Source organism: Serratia sp. BW106, from assembly GCF_002607755.1.
Lineage (GTDB): Bacteria > Pseudomonadota > Gammaproteobacteria > Enterobacterales > Enterobacteriaceae > Serratia > Serratia proteamaculans.
This window is the reverse complement of record NZ_MCGS01000011.1, coordinates 1-23,592: the sequence shown is the minus strand read 5'-3', so window position 1 is coordinate 23,592 and position 23,592 is coordinate 1. Positions and strand designations below refer to the sequence as shown.

Here is a 23,592-nt window from a genome sequence, read left to right as displayed (position 1 = left end):
AAAACCCGCCAACCTCACCGGTTTGCGGGTTTTTTTATTGCTACCATTCCCATTCTGCTGTCTGACCGCGGGCGGAGGGATTAGCGTTCGAGGATAAAAGCGGGAAGTTTCAGGTGCCAGCGAATGGCCGCCAGGCGGATCGCCAGCGTGATTCCCATGCCGAGCATCATCGCCTGCTGCAGCGGCATACCGAAGGTGGCATAGGCCGTAGCATGCACAATGCCGCCGATGATGCAGGCGGTGGCGTAAATTTCAGTTCGCAGGATCATCGGAATTTCCCGCGCCAGCACATCACGGATAATGCCACCGCCGACCCCGGTGATCACGCCCATGCAAATCGCCACCAGCGGACTGGCGTCGGCGGCAAAGGCTTTATTGACCCCGATACCGACGAACACGGCCAGGCCGACGGCATCGAGCACCGGCAGGATCCACTTGGGCAGACGGCGCGGCTGGCGTACCAGCAGCAGCGTCAGCACGCAGGTGATCATGGCGACTATCAGATCGGTCGGATCTTTCACCCAGAATACCGGCCCGTTGGCCAATGCCATGTCGCGGATGGTGCCGCCACCGACCGCCGTGACCACGCCCAGCACCAGTACGCCAAATGGATCCATCCGCAGCTTGCCCGCCAGCAAGACGCCGGAGATGGCGAAAACCGCAGTGCCGAGAATATCCAGCCAAAACACCAGCATTAACGGATCTCCGCCAGTTGGCTGCACAGTTGCTGCGCCGCCAGCATGATGCGAGGGCCGGCGCGGTTGAACCAGTCGCCATTCACCGCAAGCACCGGCACCTGTAATTGCGGTGCCCAGAAGGCTTTCACGCTGGCGATTTCTTTTTGGTCGCCGGTAATGACGATGGCCTGCGGTTGGCGGGCGAGTACCTGTTCGCGGCTGATTTGCGGCCACGGCATACGGCTGTCGGCAAAGATATTCTCTGCGCCACACAACGACAGCACCTGGCTTTGCAAGGTGGCGCCGGAGCTGGTGAACAGCGGCTGGGTACCGAATTGCAGCAGCACCCGTCGTGGCTGACTGTGTGGATATTTTGCTTTCAGCGCAGCAATTTGCTGACGGATCGCGCCTGCCGCCTGATGCGCTTGCTCAGGATGCGGGCTGTATTGGGCCAAGTCATCCAGCCGCTGGGCGATGTCATCAATGGTGGTGGCATCGGCATAAAAGATCGGGATACCAAAAGCGGCGAGCTGATCCAGCACTCGCTGCGGGTTACCGCCGCGCCAGGCCAGGATCAGATCCGGCTTCAGCGCCAGCACTCGCTCCAGATTGATCCCTTGCCAGGAGGCGACTTGTTCCAGCTTCCTGGCCTCTGGTGGGTAGTCGGAATAAGCACTGACTGCCAGCAGGGTCTCGCCCATGCCGGCAGCATAGGCAAGTTCAGTGGTGTTGGGAGCCAGGCTGATCACCCGTTGGGCGGCGCCGGCAGGCAGCGCCATCCATAAGGCCAGCAGCCACAGCAGGGCTGAAAAGCGTCGTGTCACATCAACCGCGCTTAGCCAGGGTTTGCAGCATGGCGTTGACCATCAGCGTAGATTGCTTGGCAGCCACGGTAAGGAACTCGTCAAAACTCATGTGCGATTCACTGTCGGCCACGTCAGAGATAGCGCGCACGACGACAAACGGCGTAGCGAACAGGTGGCAAACGTGCCCGACGGCCGCCGCTTCCATTTCTACCGCGGCCACGGTTGGGAAGGTGGCGCGGATGCGGGCCAGCGGCTCGGCGCCGTTAATGAAAGCATCGCCGCTGCAGATCAGGCCGCGTACGGCGTTCAGGTTCAGCTGTTTGATGCAGTCTTCCGCCAGCGCAATCAGCGCGTCGTCCGCCACAAACGCCGCCGGGCAGCCGGCCATCTGACCTGGCTCGTACCCAAAGGCGGTCACGTCGGCATCGTGGTAGCGCACTTCTTCGGACACCACGATATCGCCGACCTTCAGCGTGCTGGCCAGGCCACCGGCGGAACCGGTATTGATCACCAGATCCGGCTTGCAGTGTTCCAGCAGCAGGGTGGTGCCCATGGCCGCAGAAACCTTGCCGATGCCAGACTTCAACAGCGCCACGTCAACGCCGCCGATCTGGCCGGTATAGATTTCACAGCCCGCGCGTTGAAGGGTCTGACGGTTTTCGATTTGATCGCGCAGCAGGGTGACTTCCTGCTCCATTGCGCCGATGATGCCTACTTTCATAAATAACACTCACTGATTGGGTGTGGGAATTTCGCCATAGTCTATCATGGCTCTCATAGAGAGATAATCCGTTGCATATGCCGTCGGGAATTGTTATCACGGGGCAGGGTACAACGGCGGAGAAACAGATGTCCGGGATCGACTTTAAGCAGAAAATCAGCTTCCAACGGCCATTCAGCAAGCCAATTGAAGCCGAGGAAGAATACGATATTGTCCGGCAGTTCGAGAGCGATCGCGGGCGCATCGTCAATTCCGCCGCCATTCGCCGTCTGCAGCAAAAAACCCAGGTGTTTCCTCTCGAGCGTAACGCCGCGGTTCGCAGCCGCCTGACACACTCGATGGAGGTGCAGCAGGTCGGACGGCATATCGCCAAAGAGATCCTCAATCGTTTTAAACAGGACGGACGAATCGATGAGCTCGGCCTGACAAAACTACTGGATCCCTTTGAAAGCATTGTTGAAATGGCCTGTCTGATGCACGACATCGGCAACCCGCCCTTTGGTCACTTTGGCGAGTCCGCGATTAACAACTGGTTTTCCCAGCGGCTCGATCCCGCCAGCTGCGGCAGCGAGCCGGCCAGTAACGATCGTTGTCAGGTCAGTGCACTGCGTCTGCACGAAGGCGAGAGCGATCTTAACCGTCTGCGCAGCCGCATCCGTCAGGACCTCAGCCATTTCGAAGGCAATGCTCAGGCGATCCGGCTGGTGTACAGCCTGCTGAAACTTAACCTGACCTATGCGCAGGTGGGCTGTATCCTGAAATATACCCGCCCGGCCTATTGGGCCAGTGACATTCCCGTCAGCCATAACTACCTGATGAAAAAACCGGGCTTTTATCTGGCGGAAGAGGCGTTTGTCGATCGGCTGCGGCGCGAGCTGAATATGGGCGAGTTCGACCGCTTCCCATTGACCTATATAATGGAAGCCGCTGACGATATTTCCTACTGCGTGGCCGATCTGGAAGATGCGGTGGAAAAAAACATTTTCACCGTTGAGCAGCTTTACCAGCATTTAACCCAGGAATGGGGGGCAGTGTCGCCGGGCGATTTGTTTGATAAAACCGTGGCCAGCGCATTTCGCAAGATCGATCGCGGTGGCGCGCGACGCAGCAGCGAAGACCAGTTCTTCATGTATTTACGGGTTTTCACCGTGGCGCGGTTGGTCCCGCATGCGGCGCAGCGGTTTATTGATAACCTGGAGGCGGTTTATCAGGGGAACTTTAATCAGGCGCTGTTGGAGGATTCCAGCCCGGCTTACCAATTGCTGAAAATATTCAAAAATGTCGCGTTCAAACACGTGTTTAATCATCCGGAAGTCGAGCAGCTTGAACTGCAGGGGTACAGGGTGATCAGCGGCCTGCTGGATATTTACAGCCCGCTGTTGGCAATGCCGCTGGCGGATTTTACCCTGTTAGTGCAGGAAGACAGCCATCGTGCTTATCCAATCGAAACGCGTCTGTTTCATAAGCTTTCGACCAAACATCGGCTGGCTTACATAGAAGCGATTGAAGGCCTGCAACACCTGTCGTCCGAGCAGTTGGCGATCCGCGAGTATTATTTCCGTGCGCGTTTGCTGCAGGATTATATCAGCGGTATGACCGATCTTTATGCTTATGACGAATACCGGCGATTAATGGCTGCTGAATAATTCATTCAGCTAATAAATATTATTTTAAGCACTTTACTGGACGTCGCGTTATCTATTTCGAGTTTTGTAAAGACGGACAATATTTGTTTACTATTACCAATAACCTGCGCCGGAACTTAGGGGTATTAATACGTTCTGACTATGCACAAAGACCGTAATATTTTCTGAACGACTTTATAAGAGACACACAGATGAAAAAAACTGCATTAGTTCTGAGCGCATTGGCTTTCAGTATTGGTATGGCGATGGGTCCGATGACGGCCAGCGCCGCAGAAACCGCTTCTTCCAGCACTCAGCAATTGCCAAGCCTGGCACCGATGCTGGAAAAAGTGATGCCTTCCGTGGTGAGCATCAATGTTGAAGGCAGCACAACCGTCAACACGGCGAAGATGCCGCCGCAGTTCCAACAGTTCTTCGGTGAAGACTCACCGTTCTGCCAGGACGGTTCACCGTTCCAGGCATCGCCGATGTGTCAGGGCGGTGGGCAGGGTGCACCTGGCCAGGGGACTCAGCAGAAATTCCAGGCGCTGGGTGCCGGGGTGGTGATTGATGCCGCCAAAGGCTATGTGGTAACCAATAACCACGTGGTGGATAATGCCAACAAAATACAGGTCCAACTGAGCGATGGCCGTAAATTTGACGCCAAGGTGATCGGTAAGGACCCGCGTTCCGATATCGCATTGATTCAGCTGAAAGACTTTAAAAATCTGACGGCAATCAAGATGGCGGACTCTGAACAACTGCGTGTGGGTGATTACACCGTAGCGATCGGCAACCCGTATGGGCTGGGTGAAACCGCCACCTCCGGCATCGTTTCTGCGTTGGGTCGTAGCGGCTTGAATATCGAGAACTACGAGAACTTTATCCAGACCGATGCGGCAATTAACCGCGGTAACTCCGGCGGTGCGTTGGTTAACCTGAATGGCGAACTGATTGGCATTAACACCGCTATTTTGGCACCGGACGGCGGTAACATCGGTATTGGCTTTGCCATCCCGAGCAACATGGTGAAAAACCTGACGGCGCAAATGGTCGAATTCGGTCAGGTGAAACGCGGTGAATTGGGCATTATGGGCGCTGAGCTGAACTCTGAGCTGGCGAAAGCGATGAAAGTGGACGCGCAGCGCGGGGCATTTGTCAGCCAGGTAATGCCGAAATCTTCTGCCGCCAAGGCGGGCATCAAGGCCGGTGACGTGATTGTCACCATGAACGGTAAAGCCATCTCCAGCTTCGCGTCGTTCCGTGCGGAAATCGGTACTTTGCCGGTCGGCAGCAAAATGTCGCTGGGTATTATCCGCGACGGCAAACCGATTACCGTGGACGTCACGCTGGAGCAAAGCTCACAGACTCAGGTTGAATCCGGCAATATCTACACCGGTATCGAAGGCGCCGAACTGAGCAATGGCCAGACGGGCAGCCAGAAAGGCGTGAAGGTGGATAACGTTAAGGCCGGCAGCGCGGCTGCACGTATCGGCCTGAAAAAAGGCGACTTTATCCTGGGGGTTAACCAGCAGCCGATCCAGAATCTGGGCGAACTGCGTAAAATCCTCGACAGCAAGCCGTCGGTACTGGCGCTGAATATTCTGCGTGGCGACACCTCGCTGTATCTGCTGATGCAGTAATAGCTAACCAGTCCCAATCAGAGGCACGCTTCGGCGTGCTTTTTTTATTGCGTATGGCATCAGGCCAGGTGCGCGCGAGCCGCCTGGCTGACCAGTTCAATCTCATCCAACAGCTCCAGCCACTCCGGCTCCAGCTCATCATTACTGACGCCCTGACGCAGTTGCTGTTCAAGGTAGAAACACAGCTGTTTCAGGCGGGGTACGCCGCTGTAGCTGCAACTGCCGTGCAGTTTGTGGATCAAATCGAGAATGCCATCATCCGGCGTGCCGTCCAACATCGCTTGTACCCGTCCGCTGACCTGCGGCAGGAAATCGAGCAGCATCTGTAGCAGGTCATGCGCCAGATCGGGCTTGTTCGCGGCCTGACGCAGCGCCAGCGGCCAGTCGAGCGACAGCAGCGGCTGATTAAGCGGCGCTACCGGCTCCGGTTCGCCACTGTAATAACGCGCCAGTACCCGGGTCAGCATCGCTTCGTCAATCGGCTTGGCCAGATAGTCATCCATACCGGCCTGCAACAAATGTTCGCGCTCGCCACTGACCGCATGGGCGGTGACGGCGACGATCGGCGTCGAATTGTGGTGCGGTAGTTGGCGGATCAGCTCGCTGGTACGAATACCGTCAATATTGGGCATCTGGATATCCATCAGGATCAGATCCAGCACGTTGTCGCGCGCCAGTAGCAGCGCTTCTTCCCCACTTTCACACAGCAGGGTCTTTTCCACCTGTTCGGCCAGCAGAGTGCCAATCAGCTTCAGGTTGGCCGGGTTATCGTCGACCGCCATCACCGTCAACGGCAGGCGTTTATGTTCCGGCAGGGCGGTGAGGCGCAGCGGGGTTTCCATACGCAGCAGCGGGAACAGACGGTTGCTGGTGATCGGCTTGATCAGGCAGCCGGCCGCACCTTGCTGTTTAAGCTGTTCGGCATTGATCTGTGACTGAGAGGGCAGCGCCAGAATTACCCGGTCGGCGATCTTCAATGCCGCCAACAGCTTGCTTTCGTGCTGTGCCATATTCTCGCGGAACGGGATCGGCACTCCCACCAGCAGGAAGTCGTAATTTTTCTTCGGTAACTGGGCCAGTGTTGGCGAATGGGTGATCACCAAATGGGTGACGCTCAGCATATTCAGCGTCGCCTGCGCCGCCATCGGGTTGGCTTCGATATAACCCAGGGTCTTGCCTTGCAGATCCGGCAGGTTTGACGGCAGCGACAGCATGCCCTCATGCAGATCAAGAGTGATATGGAACCAGAAGGTCGAGCCGCGGTTCAACTGGCTGTGGAAGCAGATATCGCCCCCCATTTCCTTCACCAGCTTCTGGGTGATCACCAGCCCCAGGCCGGTACCGCCGTGGCGGCGTGAAATACTGGCATCCGCCTGACGAAACGCCTGGAACAGCTGCGACTGCTGCCGTTCGGAGATGCCAATACCGGTGTCATGGATCTGCACTTCCAGTTCCATCTGGCGATCCTGCTGGCCACGTAGCTCGACGCGGATATCGATGTTGCCGGTCTCGGTAAATTTGATCGCGTTGCCCAGCAGGTTGGTAATGATCTGCTGCAGTCGCAGCGAATCGCCAATCACCTGTTCCGGCACGTCGTTGTGCACATCCAGCGTCAGTTCCAGCCCTTTCTCATGGGCGCTGGGGGCCAGCAGCACTATCACTTCGTCCAGTGTTTCACGCAGCGAGAACGGGATATGCTCCAGCACCAGCTTGCCGGCCTCCAGCTTGGAGAAGTCCAGCACGTCGTTGATGATGGTCAGCAGGTTGTTGGCCGAGCGCTCGATGGTTTGCAGATAATCGGTCTGGGTGACGCTCATCTCGGTTTTCAGCATCTGGCGGGTAAAGCCGATCACGCCGTTGAGCGGGGTCCGCAGCTCGTGTGACATGTTCGCCAGGAATTCGGATTTGATACGCGCCGCTTCCTGAGCGCGTTTTTTTGCCAGGTCCAGCTCAACGTTCTGGATCTCCATCTGCTCCAGCGTTTCGCGCAGGTCGGAGGTGGCCTGATCGATATTCTGCTGCATCTCTTCATGGTAAGCGGTGAGCGACATCGCCATCGAGTTGATGCCGTTTTTCAGCATGTGCAGTTCGCCGAGCATAAAGCCTTCGACCCGACTGTCGAGCTGGCCACGGCGGATGCGGTCAACGGTGTTCACCATATTGCGGATCGGGCCGGTGACGTCACGCATCAGGCGGTAAGCAAACAGAATGGCGATACACATGCACAACAGCAGCAGCAGGGTGGAGACAAACACCTCTTTGTATTGCTGCAACCGGACCGACTGCAGATCCAGCTCGATCGCCACATAGCCCAGGCGGTTATCCTGCAGGGGATCGCTGCTGACGGCTTGGTCCGGATACTGGCTCTCCGCCAGGATCGGAGTGCGCAGGATCAGCGAGTCGCCACGCCGTGTCAGCATCAGATCGGTGGGGATAGGTACCCCTTTCGGCAACTGCAATTGGGTAAAGTTGTGATGATAATTGGAGGTGACAAACAGATTGTTCTGCGCGTCGAACACCGTAATGGATCGCACGATATCCGAATGACGACGGTGCAACAGGCTGACCAATTGCCTGACCGACTCACGGCTGCGGAACGTCATGCCGTACTCGCTGGCCACCGCCAGCGGTTCGATAATACTGGCACCGGCATCAACCAGCTGTTCCTGTAATTCATTGTAGCGGTGCACCACGAAGAAAGTGCTGAGCAACAGACCAATCAACAGCGTTGGGGCCAGAATCAGGATCATCATGCGCGCCCGCAGGCTGTATTTGGTCATGGGATTCCAATGTGGGAAAATTGCCGGACTGGCTCTACTTTAAATGAACCGGCACTCGATCGACAAACTATGGCGCACTTCTTTATTCGGCACCGGGCAGTGAGAGTCTCCAAAAACTGTGCGCTGAAACGCCGTATTATCAGAGCGACGGGCTACGCTTAGACTTTGGTTGGTGTGACTTTATTCAGATAAATAGCTTATTAAATCAGTTAATGGTGGGGCTTGCCCTTGAATGGCAGGCTATTCAACCCAATGTTCGGGTATTGGATCTGTTCTGCGGCCTGGGGCTTTTTACCCTGCCGTTGGCGCGACGCGCCGCTGCGGTGGCAGGCATAGAAGGTGTTGCCACACCGGGAGCGAATGGGCAATATAATGCACATAAGAATAGGCTGAGTCACGCCAGCTTCTTATCGTCTTGCGCGTGTGTGAATGTTGGAACGGTTTTCGCATACGGGGCATATTGAGTCAATGGCGCTGTTGATTAACGGTTTGCGCCAGAGGTCGCTGCAAAGTAGGGAGAGGTTATGGTTGCGGTAAGAAGTGCACATCTGAACACGGCTGGCGAATTTGCTCTCGACGAGTGGATTGCCAGCTTGGGGCTACCTAACCCGCAGTCATGTGAGCGATTAGCCGCAACCTGGCGCTACTGTGAGCAACAGACTCAGAATCACCCTAACGCCTCGCTATTGCTGTGGCGCGGGCTGGAAATGGTTGAAATCCTCTCGACCCTGAGCATGGACAACGACAGCATGCGCGCCGCGCTGCTGTTCCCGCTGGTGGATGCCGGTATTGTGGAGGAAGAAACCCTGACCGAAGCCTTCGGCAAGGGCATCACCTACCTGGTACACGGTGTCCGCGACATGGATGCCATCCGCCAACTGAAAGCCACCCAAAACGATTCGATGGCCTCCGAACAGGTCGACAACGTGCGCCGCATGCTGTTGGCGATGGTGGAAGATTTCCGCTGCGTGGTGATCAAGCTGGCGGAGCGTATCGCTCACCTGCGTGAAGTGAAAGATGCGCCGGAAGACGAACGCGTACTGGCGGCCAAAGAGTGTTCGAATATCTATGCACCGCTGGCCAACCGCCTCGGTATCGGGCAACTGAAATGGGAGCTGGAAGATTTCTGCTTCCGCTACCTGCACCCGGACGAATACAAGCGCATCGCCAAACTGCTGCATGAACGCCGCATCGATCGCGAGCAATTTATTGATGATTTCGTCGCTACACTGCGCGGTGCTATGGGCGACGAGGGCATCAAGGCGGATATTTACGGCCGCCCGAAACATATCTACAGCATCTGGCGCAAGATGCAGAAGAAAGCCCTGGCGTTTGACGAGCTGTTTGACGTGCGCGCGGTGCGCGTGGTGGTCGAGCGCTTGCAGGACTGCTATGCGGCGCTGGGGATTGTGCATACCCACTTCCGCCATCTGCCGGATGAGTTCGACGACTATGTCGCCAACCCGAAACCTAACGGTTACCAGTCGATCCACACCGTGGTGCTGGGGCCGCGCGGTAAAACGCTGGAGATCCAGATCCGTACCCGCCAGATGCACGAAGACGCCGAACTGGGCGTGGCTGCGCACTGGAAATACAAAGAGGGTGCGGTTGCGACAGTGCGTTCCGGCTATGAAGAACGCATCGCCTGGCTACGCAAACTGATCGCCTGGCAGGAAGAGATGGCGGACTCCGGCGAGATGCTCGACGAGGTTCGCAGCCAGGTATTCGACGATCGGGTTTATGTGTTTACCCCGAAAGGCGACGTGGTGGATCTGCCGGCCGGCTCTACGCCGCTCGACTTTGCCTACCATATTCACAGCGACGTCGGCCACCGCTGTATCGGCGCCAAAATTGGCGGCCGCATCGTACCCTTTACCTACCAGTTGCGGATGGGTGATCAGATTGAAATCATCACCCAGAAGCAGCCGAACCCGAGCCGTGACTGGCTGAACCCGAACCTGGGCTACGTCACCACCAGCCGCGGGCGCTCCAAGATCCACAACTGGTTCCGCAAGCAGGATCGTGACAAGAACATCCTGGCCGGTCGCCAAATGCTGGACAGCGAGCTGGAACACCTCGGCATCAGCCTGAAAGAGGCCGAGAAGCTGCTGATCCCGCGTTACAACATGAATTCGCTGGATGAAATCCTGGCGGCGATTGGCGGCGGGGATATTCGCCTGAATCAGATGGTGAACTTCCTGCAGGGCAAGTTCAACAAACCGAGCGCCGAAGAGCAGGATCGCGAAGCACTGCGCCAACTGGTTCAGCACAAGGCGCCGGCGGCAACTCGCAGCAAGGACAACGGCCGGGTGGTGGTGGAAGGGGTAGGCAATCTGATGCACCACATTGCCCGTTGCTGCCAGCCGATCCCGGGCGACGACATTGTCGGCTTTATCACCCAGGGACGCGGTATCTCGATCCACCGGGCTGACTGTGACCAACTGGTGGATCTGCAGTCGCACGCGCCGGAACGTATCGTTGACGCGGTGTGGGGCGAAAGCTACTCCAGCGGTTATTCGCTGGTGGTGCGCGTGATGGCCAACGATCGCAGCGGTCTGCTGCGCGACATCACCACCATTTTGGCCAACGAAAAGGTCAACGTGCTGGGCGTGGCCAGCCGGAGCGACACCAAAAAGCAGTTGGCGACCATCGATATGGACATTGAAATTTATAACCAGCAGGTGCTGGGCCGGGTATTGGCCAAGCTCAACCAACTGCCGGATGTGATAGACGCCAAACGACTGCACGGCAGCTAACCTTACATTTTTATCGGGGCCCATATATTGGGCCCCGCACCTTTCAGAGACTCTGTCATGACCCAATCTTCTCCGCTGCAACGCTTGCTGAACATCATGAAAACGCTGCGCGATCCGCAGGCCGGTTGCCCGTGGGATCGCAAGCAAACCTTCGCCACCATCGCGCCTTACACGCTGGAAGAAACCTACGAGGTGCTGGATGCCATTGAGCGCCAGGACTATGGCGATCTGCGTGATGAACTGGGTGATCTGCTGTTCCAGGTGGTGTTTTATGCCCAAATGGGCCAGGAGCAGGGGCTGTTTGACTTCGACGAGGTGTGCAATGCCATCAGCGACAAGCTGGAGCGCCGTCATCCGCATATCTTTGGTGAAGCCGATGCTGCGGACAGTGAAGTCGTTGCGGCGCGCTGGGAGCAACTGAAGGCCGGTGAACGCGCCGAGAAAGAGCTGCATTCGGCGCTGGATGATATTCCTCAGGCGTTGCCGGCACTGATGAAGGCGCACAAAATTCAGAAACGCTGCGCCTCGGTCGGTTTTGACTGGCACACCCTGGGACCGGTGCTGGACAAAGTGTACGAAGAGATCGACGAAGTGATGCATGAAGCGCGGCAGGCGGTGGTCGACGAGCAGAAGCTGGAAGAGGAAATCGGCGATCTGCTGTTCGCCACGGTGAATTTATCCCGTCATCTTGGTCACAAGGCAGAAAACGCGCTGCAGGCAGCCAATCGCAAGTTTGAGCGCCGTTTCCGTCAGGTGGAAGAGATCGTCAAACAGCGTGGGCTGCAAATGGGTGAAGCCACGCTGGAGCAGATGGAAGAGGCGTGGCAGCAGGTTAAACGTCAGGAAAACTAATCCGCTGCGGTGCTGTCCTATGAATGTCGCAATGTTGATCGGCGACAAGATTTACCCAAGCTGAAACGGTTAAGCTTTGGGGCATGGTTTGCTGAACCGCGACGTCCCGACAGTAAAACGCCAACAAACTGAAATCTAAGGTGTTTTATGGTTGCTAAAGGGCGGTAAATTGAGATTTTCCGTGCTAACTCATTGTTTTAAAAAGACCACCGAGGGTGTGCCGATAAGGTAAACCCGGATGAACTCCTGAGGGTGACAGAGATGATGGACAGTAAAACGATCGTTTGTAGGTCTGAAGAGGTTCGGGTATACTACTTTCCCGTCTTGGTTCTTCCATCGTCTTTAAACCTAAACTCTCAGGTTCAGCATGACAACTAATTATATTTTTGTGACCGGCGGGGTCGTATCCTCTCTGGGTAAAGGCATTGCCGCAGCCTCTCTGGCGGCTATTCTTGAAGCCCGTGGCCTCAACGTTACCATCATGAAACTGGACCCGTACATCAACGTGGATCCGGGCACCATGAGCCCGATTCAGCATGGGGAAGTTTTCGTCACCGAAGACGGCGCAGAAACCGATCTGGATTTGGGTCACTACGAGCGCTACATCCGTACCAAAATGTCGCGCCGCAATAACTTCACCACTGGCCGTATCTACTCCGACGTTCTGCGTAAAGAACGCCGTGGCGACTATCTGGGCGCAACCGTACAGGTTATCCCGCACATCACCAACGCGATCAAAGAGCGTATCCTCGAAGGTGGCGAAGGTCACGACGTGGTATTGGTGGAGATCGGCGGTACCGTGGGCGATATCGAATCGCTTCCGTTCCTGGAAGCCATTCGTCAGATGGCTGTGGAAGTGGGCCGTGAGCACACCCTGTACATGCATCTGACGCTGGTGCCGTACCTGGCCGCTGCCGGTGAAGTGAAAACCAAACCGACTCAGCATTCCGTAAAAGAGCTGCTTTCTATCGGTATTCAGCCTGATGTGCTGATTTGCCGTTCCGATCGCGCCGTTCCTGCTAACGAACGTGCGAAAATCGCACTTTTCTGTAACGTGCCGGAAAAAGCGGTTATCTCCCTAAAAGACGTTGATTCTATTTATAAAATCCCAGGCCTCTTGAAATCTCAGGGCCTTGATGATTATATTTGTAAACGATTCAGCCTCAACGCGCCGGAAGCCAACCTGGCCGAATGGGAGCAGGTGATTTACGAAGAAGCCAATCCGGGCGGCGAAGTGACTATTGGCATGGTCGGCAAATATGTCGAATTGCCGGATGCCTATAAGTCAGTGATTGAAGCCTTGAAACACGGCGGCCTGAAAAATCGTCTGACCGTGAACATCAAGCTGATCGACTCGCAGGATGTGGAAACCCGCGGCGTAGAAGTGCTGAAAGGTCTGGATGCGATCCTGATCCCAGGCGGCTTCGGCTACCGTGGTGTGGAAGGCAAGGTGATGACCGCGCGTTTTGCGCGTGAAAATAACATCCCTTATCTGGGCATCTGTCTGGGTATGCAGGTGGCACTGATGGAGTTCGCCCGCAACGTGGTGGGTATGGAGAACGCCAACTCTACCGAGTTTGTGCCAGACTGTAAGTACCCGGTGGTGGCGTTGATCACCGAATGGCGTGACGAAGACGGCAACGTCGAAGTGCGTACTGAAGAAAGCGATTTGGGTGGCACGATGCGTGTCGGTGGCCAGCAATGCCACCTGACCGACAATAGCCTGGTACGCCAGATGTACGGCGAACCGACCATTGTTGAACGTCATCGTCACCGCTATGAAGTTAACAACATGCTGTTGAAGCAGATCGAAGCCGCCGGGCTGCGTGTTGCCGGCCGTTCTGCAGACAACAAGCTGGTTGAGATTATCGAACTGCCGAATCATCCGTGGTTTGTAGCTTGTCAGTTCCACCCGGAATTTACTTCGACGCCGCGTGATGGTCATCCGTTGTTCGCCGGCTTTGTGAAGGCCGCTGGTGAGTATCAGAAGCGCCAGGTGAAATAAAATATTTGGTAGGCGGCGCGCGGTGAGAACCGCGCGCTGTTTGTCTGGAGTTTTAGTTTAACTTGTACTGAGGAAAACCTAATGTCCAAAATCGTTAAAGTCATCGGTCGTGAAATCATCGACTCCCGCGGTAACCCGACTGTTGAAGCCGAAGTGCATCTGGAAGGCGGTTTCGTAGGTCTGGCTGCTGCGCCGTCAGGTGCTTCTACCGGTTCCCGTGAAGCACTGGAACTGCGTGACGGTGACAAGTCTCGTTTCCTGGGTAAAGGCGTACTGAAAGCCGTTGCTGCAGTAAACGGCCCGATTGCTCAGGCAGTACTGGGTAAAGATGCGAAAGACCAGGCTAACATCGACAAGATCATGATCGACCTGGACGGCACCGAAAACAAATCCCAATTCGGCGCTAACGCCATTCTGGCGGTTTCCCTGGCTGCTGCCAAAGCGGCTGCGGCTTCCAAAGGTATGCCGCTGTATGAGCACATCGCTGAGCTGAACGGCACCCCAGGCAAATTCTCTATGCCACTGCCTATGATGAACATCATCAACGGTGGCGAGCACGCTGACAACAACGTCGATATTCAGGAATTTATGATTCAGCCGGTTGGCGCGAAATCCCTGAAAGAAGCCGTTCGCATCGGTTCTGAAGTATTCCATCACCTGGCGAAAGTGCTGAAGGCCAAAGGCCTGAACACGGCTGTCGGTGACGAAGGCGGCTACGCACCAAACCTGGGTTCCAACGCTGAAGCACTGGCTGTTATCGCTGAAGCGGTAAAAGCAGCAGGCTACGAGCTGGGCAAAGATGTGACCCTGGCTATGGACTGTGCGGCTTCCGAGTTCTACAAAGACGGTAAATACGTACTGGCCGGCGAAGGCAACAAAGCCTTCACTTCCGAAGAGTTCACTCACTTCCTGGAAGACCTGACCAAACAGTACCCAATCGTGTCTATCGAAGACGGTCTGGACGAATCTGACTGGGATGGTTTCGCATACCAGACCAAAGTGCTGGGCGACAAAATCCAGCTGGTGGGCGACGACCTGTTCGTAACCAACACCAAGATCCTGAAAGAAGGCATCGATAAAGGCATCGCTAACTCCATCCTGATCAAATTCAACCAGATCGGTTCTCTGACCGAAACCCTGGCTGCTATCAAGATGGCGAAAGACGCAGGCTACACCGCGGTGATCTCTCACCGTTCAGGTGAAACCGAAGACGCAACTATCGCCGATCTCGCGGTAGGGACTGCGGCTGGCCAGATCAAAACCGGTTCCATGAGCCGTTCTGACCGCGTTGCTAAATACAACCAACTGATCCGTATCGAAGAAGCGCTGGGTTCACGCGCACCGTTCAACGGCCTGAAAGAAGTTAAAGGTCAGTAATAACGGCTTGGTTCGTTGCTAAATAAAAACCCGCTGCGGCGGGTTTTTTTATAGGTGTTACCCAGCGATTTATAATTCCAGTAAGTTATAGTGTGTTATTTATTAGTATATTATTAATTGTTTATTAGGTGTTTTATAACTCTATAATTTAATTATAATAATAAAATTCCTATTTATAAATACCCTTTTTAATTGTTTTATACTTTTTAGTTACTAGACTGCCAGTAAGGCAGAACTCGGATAGCGGTAAATCTGCCTCAATTCGTTCCCCTATCAATTTGCCGACCCGCAGGCCGGCTGGGCGAGGGCTTGATGCGAAACAGGATTGTGATTGTCGGTGGTGGCACTGGCGGGACTATATTGGCTAATTTACTGGCCGCGAAATTACACCGGGAGATAGTGAATAATAAAGTTGAGTTATTAATGATATCGGACTCCCCGTTTCACTATTATAAACCGGCATTTATGTATGTGGCTTTTAACGCCTTCTTCAAGCAGGAATTAACCCGTTCTCAACAAAGCCTGTTACGCCCGGAAATAAAGTTTATTGTCGACAAGGCAGAGCGATTCGATTTATCTCAACGGGTGATCCATTGCCACAGCGGTAAACAGTACCCCTATGATTTTTTGGTGTTTGCCACTGGCTGTGTGCCCTGGCCGGATCGTATCGACGGGCTGGCGCAGGCGGGCGATCACTTCTACCAATATCAGGCTGCCCGACAGCTGGCGCAAAAGCTGGCGACGATTGAAAAAGGCCGAATCTTTATTACCGTCTCCTTCCCCGAAACGCCTAACGTGCCGCATCAGTGCGGTATTGCACCGATAGAAACCACGCTGATGCTCGATGATTACCTGCGTCGACGCGGGGTGCGTAAGGCGGTCGAAATTGTTTATACCTACCCCAGCGTCTCGCAGTTGCTGCGTAACTGTTTGTTTTTGCAACGTCCAACCGCCGAGGCCTTGCCCGGCATCTTCGCGGCGCGTGATATCCGTCATCAGCGTGGGTTTACTCTCAGCCGGGTGGACGCACAGCAGAAAATCGCTTACTCCGCCGAGGGTGAGGAACAGCCGTTCGATATCCTGATGGCTACGCCACCGATCCGCGCGGTTGAGGCGGTGCGCAATACCGGTCTGAGTGAGGGCAACACCGGTGAAGGCTGGCTGCCGACCGACCACCAGACGTTACAGGTTTATGGTCAGCAGGGGGTTTATGTCATCGGTGATACGGTGGATCTGCCGGTCAGCAAGGCCGGTGGCTCTTGCCACAATCAGGCACCGGTGATCGCCGACAATATCGTGGCTGAACTGCGACTGGGCCAGACCGTCAGCCACTACGATGGCAAAGTACAGGCGATCGCTCAAATGGGGCTGCAAGCCGGTATGCCGCTGGTCTATGACTATCGCCACGATGTGCTGCCGACACCGTCAACCAAAGTGGGCAGCATGCTGCGCAACGGCTTTAATCGCGGGCTCTATTGGGCAACGGTACGCGGGCTGATCTAACGGAGGGCCTATGAACGCATCTGAACAACAATCCCTGGCACCCTTGCTGGACAAGTTACAGCCACTGCTGGCCGGTGGGCGGCTCGATAACGTGGTCGATCTGCTGTCGCTGCTGTCGGATCTGGTGGATATCGCCGATAACGCGCTGGTGGAGAAATTGTCCGGCGTGTTTGAAGGCCTGGTGGCTGCGGGGTGGGAAGGGGGAATGGCATTAAAGATGGCGCATACCGAGCTGCAGTCGGATCCCTCACCCGCTAATTTTCGCTCGCTGTATGCCTTGTTGCGTCAGCCAGATACCTTGCTGGGCCTGATGCTGGTGCTACGTACCCTGCAAATCATCGGCCAGCGGGTGCGCAGCGGAGCACTGCCCCCAGAGGTTTAATCGGAATCATTGGAATTGCTTTCACTTACTCAGGAAAGGAGTTGTTATGTCTGCCATCCTCAGGCACGGCTTTGCCACGCGTGCGATCCACCACGGCTACGATCCCCAGCAATATCTGGGGGCGCTCTGCCCACCGGTGTTTATGAGTTCGACCTTTACCTTCCCGACGGCCGAATACGGCGGTGCCTGTTTTGCCGGCACTGAGCCAGGTTATTTTTATTCACGCATTGCCAACCCAACGGTCAACCTGCTGGAACAGCGAATTGCCGATCTGGAAGGTGGGGAGGCGGCGGTGGCTTTTGCCTCCGGCATGGGCGCGATTACCGCCTGCTGCTGGACGCTGCTCAGCCCGGGGGATGAGCTGATCGTCGATGAAACCATTTATGGCTGCACTTTCAGCTACTTCCATCATGGGCTGGCACGTTACGGTGTAAAAGTCACCCACGTTGACCTGACCCGGCCAGAGCGGTTGGCGGCGGCGATAGGGCCGCGTACCCGGCTGGTGTATTGCGAAACGCCGGCTAACCCGAATATGCGGCTGGTCGATATTGCTGCGGTCGCCGAGATTGCTCACCGTCAGGGGGCGTTGTTGCTGGTGGATAACACCTATTGCACGCCGTATCTGCAACGGCCGCTGGAGTTGGGGGCGGACATTGTGGTGCATTCCGCCACCAAATACATCGGGGGGCACGGTGACTTACTGGCCGGTCTGGCGGTGACACGTCAGGATCTGGCGCAGGACATCCGTTTGGTCGGGTTGAAAGACATGAACGGTGCGGTGCTGTCGGCACAGGATGCCGCGCTGTTGCTGCGTGGGCTGAAAACCTTGCCGCTGCGTATGGAGCGCCACTGCGATAACGCTCAGCGCCTGGCGGAAATGCTGGCGCAGCATTCGGCGGTGGAACGGGTTTATTATCCCGGTCTGGAGGATTTCCCGCAGTATGCATTGGCGCAGCGGCAAATGGCGCGGCCAGGCGGCATGCTGGCATTTGAACTGAAAGGCGGTATGGCCGCGGGGATCCGCTTCCTCAATGGGCTGGGTCTCATCTTGCGCGCGGTCAGCCTGGGGGATTGTGAATCTCTGGCCCAACACCCGGCCAGCATGACGCACTCGGCCTACAGCGCCGAGGAGCGGCAGCGTCACCATATCAGCGACGGTTTGGTGCGGCTGTCTGCCGGGCTGGAAGATCTGAGCGATCTGCAGGCGGATATCCGTCAGGCTCTGGCTCTGCGCTAACCTGGGTGCCCCCGCCCGGCGGGCAGGGACGGGGGTTACAGTAATGCCGGGGCAATCTCCGCCAGCGCCTGCTCATCCTGCAACAGCGCGGCGCTGCTGGCGATGTCCGGTGCCAGCAGGCTCATGAGGTTAATACTGGGGGGACGACGTGACGGGTGAACCCCTGCCTTTTTTACGTACCCACAACCAGTAAGCCAGGGTAAGGAAGGCCACCCACACCAGCCCAACGTACAGGGCGATGCGGCTGTCTTCGAAGTAACCGAGCAGGCCAATAACGAACAGCATAAATATCGTTGCCAACGCTGGAGCAACCGGCCACCACGGCACCGGGAAACTCAGTTTGCTGACCTCTTGCGGCGTCAGCGTGCGGCGCATGGCGATCTGCGACAGCAAGATCATCAGCCACACCCAGACGGTGGCGAAGGTGGCAATCGAGGCGATGATCATAAACACCTGTTTTGGCATCAGGTAGTTGAGCACCACGCCCAGCAGCAGGGCCACCGACATCACCAGCACCGTCATCCAGGGCACGCCGTTGTTGGTTAACCGGGTAAAGCTTTTTGGTGCCTGGCCATCCTGCGCCATGCCGTACATCATGCGGCCCGCACCGAAAATATCGCTGTTGATGGCAGAAATCGCGGCGGTGATCACCACCACGTTCAACACGTTGGCGGCGGAGCTGATCCCCAGATTGCTGAAGATCTCAACAAATGGGCTGCCGTTCTGACCGATGCTGTTCCACGGATAGATAGCCATCAGTACCAGCAGCGTCAGCACATAGAACAGCAGGATACGAATCGGAACCGCATTGATCGCCTTCGGCAGAACCTTCGCGGGGTCTTTTGCCTCGCTGGCGGTGATACCGATGATCTCAATGCCGCCAAAGGCGAACATCACGACCGCCAATGAAGCGACCACGCCGCTGAAGCCGTTAGGCATAAAACCGCCGTGTTCCCACAGGTTACTGATACCGGTGGCGTGCTGAGTCTGGCCGAAACCAAACAGCATCACTGCCGCACCGCCGATGATCATCGCCACAATGGCCGCAACCTTGATCAGCGACAGCCAGAACTCCATTTCACCGAACACTTTCACGCTGCACAGATTGAGCGCGCCGATAAACATAATAATGCTGAGTACCCACACCCATTGGGCGACGTCCGGGAACCACAGCCCCATATAGATGCCGAAGGCGGTCACGTCCGCCAGGGCGACAATCACCATTTCGAAGGTATAGGTCCAGCCGGTGAGGAAACCGGCCAGCGGGCCGAGATAGTGACTGGCGTAGTGGCCGAACGAACCGGAAACCGGCTGGTGTACCGCCATTTCACCCAGCGCGCGCATCACCATAAACACCGCCGCGCCGCCCACCATATAGGCCAGCAGCACCGCAGGACCGGCCAGTTGTATCGCCCCGGCGGAGCCATAAAACAGGCCGGTGCCGATAGCGGAGCCGAGCGCCATAAAGCGAATATGTCGCGCGTTTAATCCGCGTCTGAGTTGTGTTGTTTCGTTATGCATGTTGCTTCCCGTCGAGTTTTTACGGCAGAACAGGCACGCGCTATCCGCACCGGGCGGAACGCGCCCGGTGCGGATAGAACAAACTGCGTGGTAGGGTTTATTTATGCCTGGCTAGGCAGCAGTGCTGCAGGCATCAACGAGGTCAGATGACCGGCCGCCAACAGCAGGCTGGCGGCTTCAATGTCGGGGGCGAAGAAACGATCCTTGTCGTAGTAACTGACTTGCTCGCGTAGCACCCGACGGGCCTGTTCCAGACTTTCGGTGGTTTTCAGCCCTTTACGCAAATCCAGTCCCTGACAGGCAGCCAGCCATTCAACGGCCAGAATGCCGCGCACGTTATCGGCCATCTCCCACAGGCGGCGACCGGCGGCCGGTGCCATGGAAACATGGTCTTCCTGGTTGGCGGAGGTTGGGATGCTGTCGACGCTGGCCGGGTGCGCCAGTGCCTTGTTTTCGCTGGTCAACGCCGCGGCGGTAACCTGAGCAATCATAAAGCCGGAGTTCACCCCGCCGTTGTCCACCAGGAACGGTGGCAGTTGCGACATGTGCTTATCCATCATCAGCGAGATGCGACGTTCGGACAACGAACCGATTTCGGCAAACGCCAGCGCCAGATTGTCGGCAGCCATCGCGACCGGCTCGGCGTGGAAGTTACCGCCGGACAGCACGTCACCCTGTTCCGCGAACACCAGTGGGTTGTCGGAGACGGCGTTGGCTTCGATTTCCAGTACTTCGGCGGCCTGGCGGATTTGGGTCAGGCAGGCGCCCATCACCTGCGGTTGGCAGCGCAGGGAGTACGGATCCTGCACCTTGTCGCAGTTGCGGTGTGAATCGGACACTTCGCTGCGTTCACCCAGCAGGTGGCGGTAAGCGGCGGCGGCGTCAATCTGGCCGCGCTGGCCACGCACGGCATGAATACGCTCGTCGAACGGGCTGCGTGAGCCCAGAGCGGCTTCCACCGTCATGCTACCGGTGACCGTTGCTGCGGCGTACAGATCTTCTACATCAAACAGGCCACGCAGGGCGAAGGCGGCGGAAACCTGGGTGCCGTTCAGCAGCGCCAGGCCTTCTTTGGCCGCCAGCGTCAGCGGTTTCAGGCCCGCTTTGGCCAGTGCTTCGGTGGCGGGCAGCCATTCGCCCTGATAACGGGCCTTGCCTTCACCCAGCAGCACCAGACTCATGTGTGCCAGCGGTGCCAGGTCGCCGGAGGCGCCAACGGAGCCTTTCAGCGGGATATGCGGGTAAACTTCGGCGTTGACCAGCGCCATCAGCGCCTGGATCACTTCCAGACGGATGCCGGAGAAACCGCGCGACAGGCTGTTGATCTTTAACACCATAATCAGACGCACCAGGCTATCGTCGGTTGGCGCACCGACACCGGCAGCGTGGGACAGCACGATCGAACGCTGCAGATTTTCCAGATCTTCGCGGGCGATGCGGGTGGATGCCAACAGGCCGAAACCGGTGTTGATACCGTAAGTGGTGCGGTCTTCTTCAACGATACGCTCTACCAGGGCGACGCTCTGCTGGATGTCGGCGTAGGCATTGTCGTCCAGTGTCAGAGTGACCGGGTGTAGGTAAACTTCACGCAGTTGCGCCAGCGTCAGGTGGCCAGGGCGGATAGTCAGCGCTTTCATGCTTTATCTCCTTGAGTCGCAGCCACCATCGGCAGGTTCAACCCTTGCTCGCGGGCGCATTCAATGGCGATGTCGTAACCGGCATCGGCATGACGCATCACGCCGGTGGCCGGGTCATTATGCAATACGCGGGCGATGCGTTCTGCGGCTTCATCGGTGCCGTCACAAACGATAACCATCCCGGAATGCTGGGAGAAGCCCATGCCGACGCCACCACCGTGGTGCAGAGAAACCCAGGTCGCGCCACTGGCGGTATTGAGCAGGGCATTAAGCAGTGGCCAGTCGGAGACAGCGTCTGAACCGTCTTTCATCGATTCGGTTTCACGGTTCGGGCTGGCAACGGAGCCGGAGTCCAGATGGTCACGGCCGATCACGATTGGTGCGGACAGTTCGCCGCTGCGGACCATTTCGTTGAACGCCAGACCCAGCTTGGCGCGCTGGCCCAGACCGACCCAGCAGATACGTGCCGGCAGGCCCTGGAAGCTGATGCGCTCGCGCGCCATATCCAGCCAGCGGTGCAGATGCTCGTCATCCGGGATCAGCTCTTTAACCATGGCATCGGTTTTGTAGATGTCTTGCGGATCGCCGGACAGTGCAGCCCAGCGGAACGGACCAACACCGCGACAGAACAGCGGGCGGATGTAAGCCGGTACGAAGCCCGGGAAATCAAAGGCGTTGCTGACGCCCATTTCTTTCGCCATCTGACGAATGTTGTTGCCGTAGTCGAAGGTCGGTACGCCCATTTTCTGGAACGCCAGCATGGCTTCGACGTGTTCGGCCATCGACTGCTTGGCGGCGATCACCACCTGAGCCGGTTCGCTCAGCGCACGCTGACGGTATTCTTCCCAGCTCCAGCCTTTAGGCAGGTAGCCGTTCAGCGGATCGTGGGCGCTGGTCTGGTCGGTGACCATGTCCGGACGCACGCCGCGGCGTACCAGTTCCGGCAGAACATCTGCTGCGTTACCGCACAGGGCGATGGAGATGGCTTTGCCTTCGGCGGTGTATTTCTTGATGCGGGCCAGTGCGTCGTCCAGATCCACCGCTTGTTCATCGACATAGCGGGTTTTCAGACGGAAATCGATGCGGCTCTGCTGGCATTCGATGTTCAGCGAGCAAGCGCCTGCCAATGTCGCGGCCAGCGGCTGTGCGCCACCCATGCCACCCAGACCGGCGGTCAGCACCCAGCGGCCCTGCAGGCTGCCGTCATAATGCTGGCGACCCGCTTCCACGAAGGTCTCGTAGGTGCCCTGGACGATGCCCTGGCTGCCAATGTAGATCCAGCTGCCGGCGGTCATCTGGCCGTACATGGCCAGGCCTTTGGCGTCCAGTTCGTTAAAGTGTTCCCAGGTTGCCCAGTGAGGCACCAGGTTGGAGTTGGCAATCAGTACACGTGGCGCGTTGCTGTGGGTTTTGAATACCCCAACCGGTTTGCCGGACTGCACCAACAGCGTTTCGTCGTCTTCCAGGGTTTTCAGGGTGGCGACAATTTTGTCGTAGCAATCCCAGTCACGTGCAGCGCGGCCGATACCGCCGTACACCACCAGCTCGTGCGGGTTCTCCGCCACTTCAGGATCGAGGTTGTTCATCAGCATGCGCAACGGCGCTTCGGTCAGCCAGCTTTTTGCATTTAATTTTGTGCCGCGTGGCGCGCGTACTTCGACATTGCGAACTTTGTTATTTGCAGTCACAGCATTTTCCTCAAACAGTATTGGAGCAGATCCCATAACGCGGTGGGGTGAATCACCACGCCATAACAATGCGTAGGGTTTATTAACATATACTTGTATGTACAAGCATATGCAACACCGACCAGTGGATGCCAAAAATGGCATAAGAGAAAGTTATTGTTGTTGTTAATCAGGTTGATACGGATTTATTGGGCGTTGTACTCATTAGTCTGACAGGGGAGAACAGTGAGCTATTCAACAAAAATGAATTAAAAATGGGTCAATTTTGAGCGTCCAGTCACAATAATTTTACATACCTATTACAAGTTAGGCGCTGTGATAAAAAAGTCCTATCGCTGGAAGCAAAACGCCCGCCAGAGGGCGCAATGCCGATCAGTTAAGG

The 23,592-nt window shown here is 56.6% G+C and carries 17 protein-coding genes; 10 read left to right on the top strand and 7 right to left on the bottom strand.

Annotated elements, in window-relative coordinates; all coding sequences use genetic code 11:
• Positions 1-80: 80 nt before the first annotated feature.
• Genes BEI65_RS09165 through mtnN form a run of 3 tightly spaced genes read right to left on the bottom strand, consistent with a single transcriptional unit; the run spans position 81 to position 2,204 of the window.
• Positions 81-695, bottom strand: a complete 615-nt coding sequence (locus BEI65_RS09165) for a TRIC cation channel family protein (RefSeq protein WP_099063065.1) — start codon at positions 693-695, stop codon at positions 81-83.
• A complete protein-coding gene (btuF, locus tag BEI65_RS09160; protein ID WP_369804756.1) occupies positions 695-1,456 on the bottom strand; it encodes a vitamin B12 ABC transporter substrate-binding protein BtuF in 762 nt (253 codons plus the stop codon). The genes BEI65_RS09165 and btuF overlap by 1 nt, the downstream gene beginning before the upstream one ends.
• Positions 1,457-1,502: 46 nt before the next feature.
• Entirely contained in the window at positions 1,503-2,204 is a 702-nt protein-coding gene (gene mtnN, locus BEI65_RS09155; RefSeq protein WP_099063063.1) for a 5'-methylthioadenosine/S-adenosylhomocysteine nucleosidase, read from the bottom strand.
• A gap of 128 nt (positions 2,205-2,332) precedes the next feature.
• Here mtnN and dgt point away from each other — a divergent pair, with 128 nt between their 5' ends.
• Together dgt and degP are read left to right on the top strand one after the other, a co-directional pair.
• The gene (dgt, locus tag BEI65_RS09150) at positions 2,333-3,850 is read left to right on the top strand and encodes a dGTPase (RefSeq protein ID WP_099063062.1); all 1,518 of its coding nucleotides are present in this window, start codon (positions 2,333-2,335) and stop codon (positions 3,848-3,850) included.
• Between the two features lie 191 nt (positions 3,851-4,041).
• Positions 4,042-5,472 (top strand): serine endoprotease DegP, encoded by a 1,431-nt coding sequence (gene degP / locus BEI65_RS09145; protein WP_099063061.1) that lies wholly within the window; start codon positions 4,042-4,044, stop codon positions 5,470-5,472.
• A gap of 59 nt (positions 5,473-5,531) precedes the next feature.
• On the opposite strand, the gene barA is transcribed toward degP, so the two are convergent.
• Positions 5,532-8,252 carry a two-component sensor histidine kinase BarA gene (gene barA / locus BEI65_RS09140; protein ID WP_099063060.1) on the bottom strand — a complete coding sequence of 907 codons (2,721 nt, stop codon included), beginning with the start codon at positions 8,250-8,252 and terminating at the stop codon, positions 5,532-5,534.
• Between the two features lie 116 nt (positions 8,253-8,368).
• On the opposite strand from barA, the gene BEI65_RS09135 reads away from it, so the two are divergent.
• The 8 genes from BEI65_RS09135 (at position 8,369) to BEI65_RS09100 (ending at position 18,364) form a co-directional block, all read left to right on the top strand.
• Entirely contained in the window at positions 8,369-8,716 is a 348-nt protein-coding gene (locus BEI65_RS09135; RefSeq protein ID WP_369804755.1) for a hypothetical protein, read from the top strand.
• 60 nt (positions 8,717-8,776) lie between these two features.
• The gene (gene relA, locus BEI65_RS09130) at positions 8,777-11,008 is read left to right on the top strand and encodes a GTP diphosphokinase (protein ID WP_099063059.1); all 2,232 of its coding nucleotides are present in this window, start codon (positions 8,777-8,779) and stop codon (positions 11,006-11,008) included.
• A 57-nt stretch (positions 11,009-11,065) separates the two neighbouring features.
• The gene (gene mazG / locus BEI65_RS09125) at positions 11,066-11,860 is read left to right on the top strand and encodes a nucleoside triphosphate pyrophosphohydrolase (RefSeq protein ID WP_085120255.1); all 795 of its coding nucleotides are present in this window, start codon (positions 11,066-11,068) and stop codon (positions 11,858-11,860) included.
• Between the two features lie 367 nt (positions 11,861-12,227).
• Entirely contained in the window at positions 12,228-13,865 is a 1,638-nt protein-coding gene (gene pyrG / locus BEI65_RS09120; protein ID WP_099063058.1) for a glutamine hydrolyzing CTP synthase, read from the top strand.
• 81 nt (positions 13,866-13,946) lie between these two features.
• Entirely contained in the window at positions 13,947-15,242 is a 1,296-nt protein-coding gene (gene eno, locus BEI65_RS09115; RefSeq protein ID WP_099063057.1) for a phosphopyruvate hydratase, read from the top strand.
• Between the two features lie 312 nt (positions 15,243-15,554).
• Positions 15,555-16,745, top strand: a complete 1,191-nt coding sequence (locus BEI65_RS09110) for an FAD/NAD(P)-binding oxidoreductase (protein WP_099063056.1) — start codon at positions 15,555-15,557, stop codon at positions 16,743-16,745.
• 10 nt (positions 16,746-16,755) lie between these two features.
• On the top strand, positions 16,756-17,127 hold the full coding sequence (locus tag BEI65_RS09105; RefSeq protein WP_085120259.1) for a hypothetical protein: 372 nt from the start codon (positions 16,756-16,758) through the stop codon (positions 17,125-17,127).
• A gap of 46 nt (positions 17,128-17,173) precedes the next feature.
• Positions 17,174-18,364, top strand: a complete 1,191-nt coding sequence (locus BEI65_RS09100; protein WP_099063055.1) for a methionine gamma-lyase — start codon at positions 17,174-17,176, stop codon at positions 18,362-18,364.
• Positions 18,365-18,493: 129 nt separating this feature from the next.
• Here the strand turns inward: BEI65_RS09100 and BEI65_RS09095 are convergent, their stop codons facing one another.
• From BEI65_RS09095 to hutU, 3 genes are all read right to left on the bottom strand, one after another.
• Complete coding sequence (locus BEI65_RS09095) at positions 18,494-19,885, bottom strand: amino acid permease (protein ID WP_099063054.1); 1,392 nt, start codon at positions 19,883-19,885, stop codon at positions 18,494-18,496.
• A gap of 101 nt (positions 19,886-19,986) precedes the next feature.
• Complete coding sequence (gene hutH / locus BEI65_RS09090) at positions 19,987-21,522, bottom strand: histidine ammonia-lyase (RefSeq protein WP_099063053.1); 1,536 nt, start codon at positions 21,520-21,522, stop codon at positions 19,987-19,989.
• The gene (hutU, locus tag BEI65_RS09085) at positions 21,519-23,210 is read right to left on the bottom strand and encodes a urocanate hydratase (protein WP_099063052.1); all 1,692 of its coding nucleotides are present in this window, start codon (positions 23,208-23,210) and stop codon (positions 21,519-21,521) included. Before hutU ends, hutH begins: the two co-directional genes overlap by 4 nt.
• Positions 23,211-23,592: the final 382 nt, after the last annotated feature.

Coding starts and splice junctions, on each gene's coding strand:
- BEI65_RS09165 (WP_099063065.1), bottom strand. CDS start 695: ATGCTGGTGTTTTGGCTGGATATTCTCGGCACTGCGGTTTTCGCCATC.
- btuF (WP_369804756.1), bottom strand. CDS start 1,456: ATGGCGCTGCCTGCCGGCGCCGCCCAACGGGTGATCAGCCTGGCTCCC.
- mtnN (WP_099063063.1), bottom strand. CDS start 2,204: ATGAAAGTAGGCATCATCGGCGCAATGGAGCAGGAAGTCACCCTGCTG.
- dgt (WP_099063062.1), top strand. CDS start 2,333: ATGTCCGGGATCGACTTTAAGCAGAAAATCAGCTTCCAACGGCCATTC.
- degP (WP_099063061.1), top strand. CDS start 4,042: ATGAAAAAAACTGCATTAGTTCTGAGCGCATTGGCTTTCAGTATTGGT.
- barA (WP_099063060.1), bottom strand. CDS start 8,252: ATGACCAAATACAGCCTGCGGGCGCGCATGATGATCCTGATTCTGGCC.
- relA (WP_099063059.1), top strand. CDS start 8,777: ATGGTTGCGGTAAGAAGTGCACATCTGAACACGGCTGGCGAATTTGCT.
- mazG (WP_085120255.1), top strand. CDS start 11,066: ATGACCCAATCTTCTCCGCTGCAACGCTTGCTGAACATCATGAAAACG.
- pyrG (WP_099063058.1), top strand. CDS start 12,228: ATGACAACTAATTATATTTTTGTGACCGGCGGGGTCGTATCCTCTCTG.
- eno (WP_099063057.1), top strand. CDS start 13,947: ATGTCCAAAATCGTTAAAGTCATCGGTCGTGAAATCATCGACTCCCGC.
- BEI65_RS09110 (WP_099063056.1), top strand. CDS start 15,555: ATGCGAAACAGGATTGTGATTGTCGGTGGTGGCACTGGCGGGACTATA.
- BEI65_RS09105 (WP_085120259.1), top strand. CDS start 16,756: ATGAACGCATCTGAACAACAATCCCTGGCACCCTTGCTGGACAAGTTA.
- BEI65_RS09100 (WP_099063055.1), top strand. CDS start 17,174: ATGTCTGCCATCCTCAGGCACGGCTTTGCCACGCGTGCGATCCACCAC.
- BEI65_RS09095 (WP_099063054.1), bottom strand. CDS start 19,885: ATGCATAACGAAACAACACAACTCAGACGCGGATTAAACGCGCGACAT.
- hutH (WP_099063053.1), bottom strand. CDS start 21,522: ATGAAAGCGCTGACTATCCGCCCTGGCCACCTGACGCTGGCGCAACTG.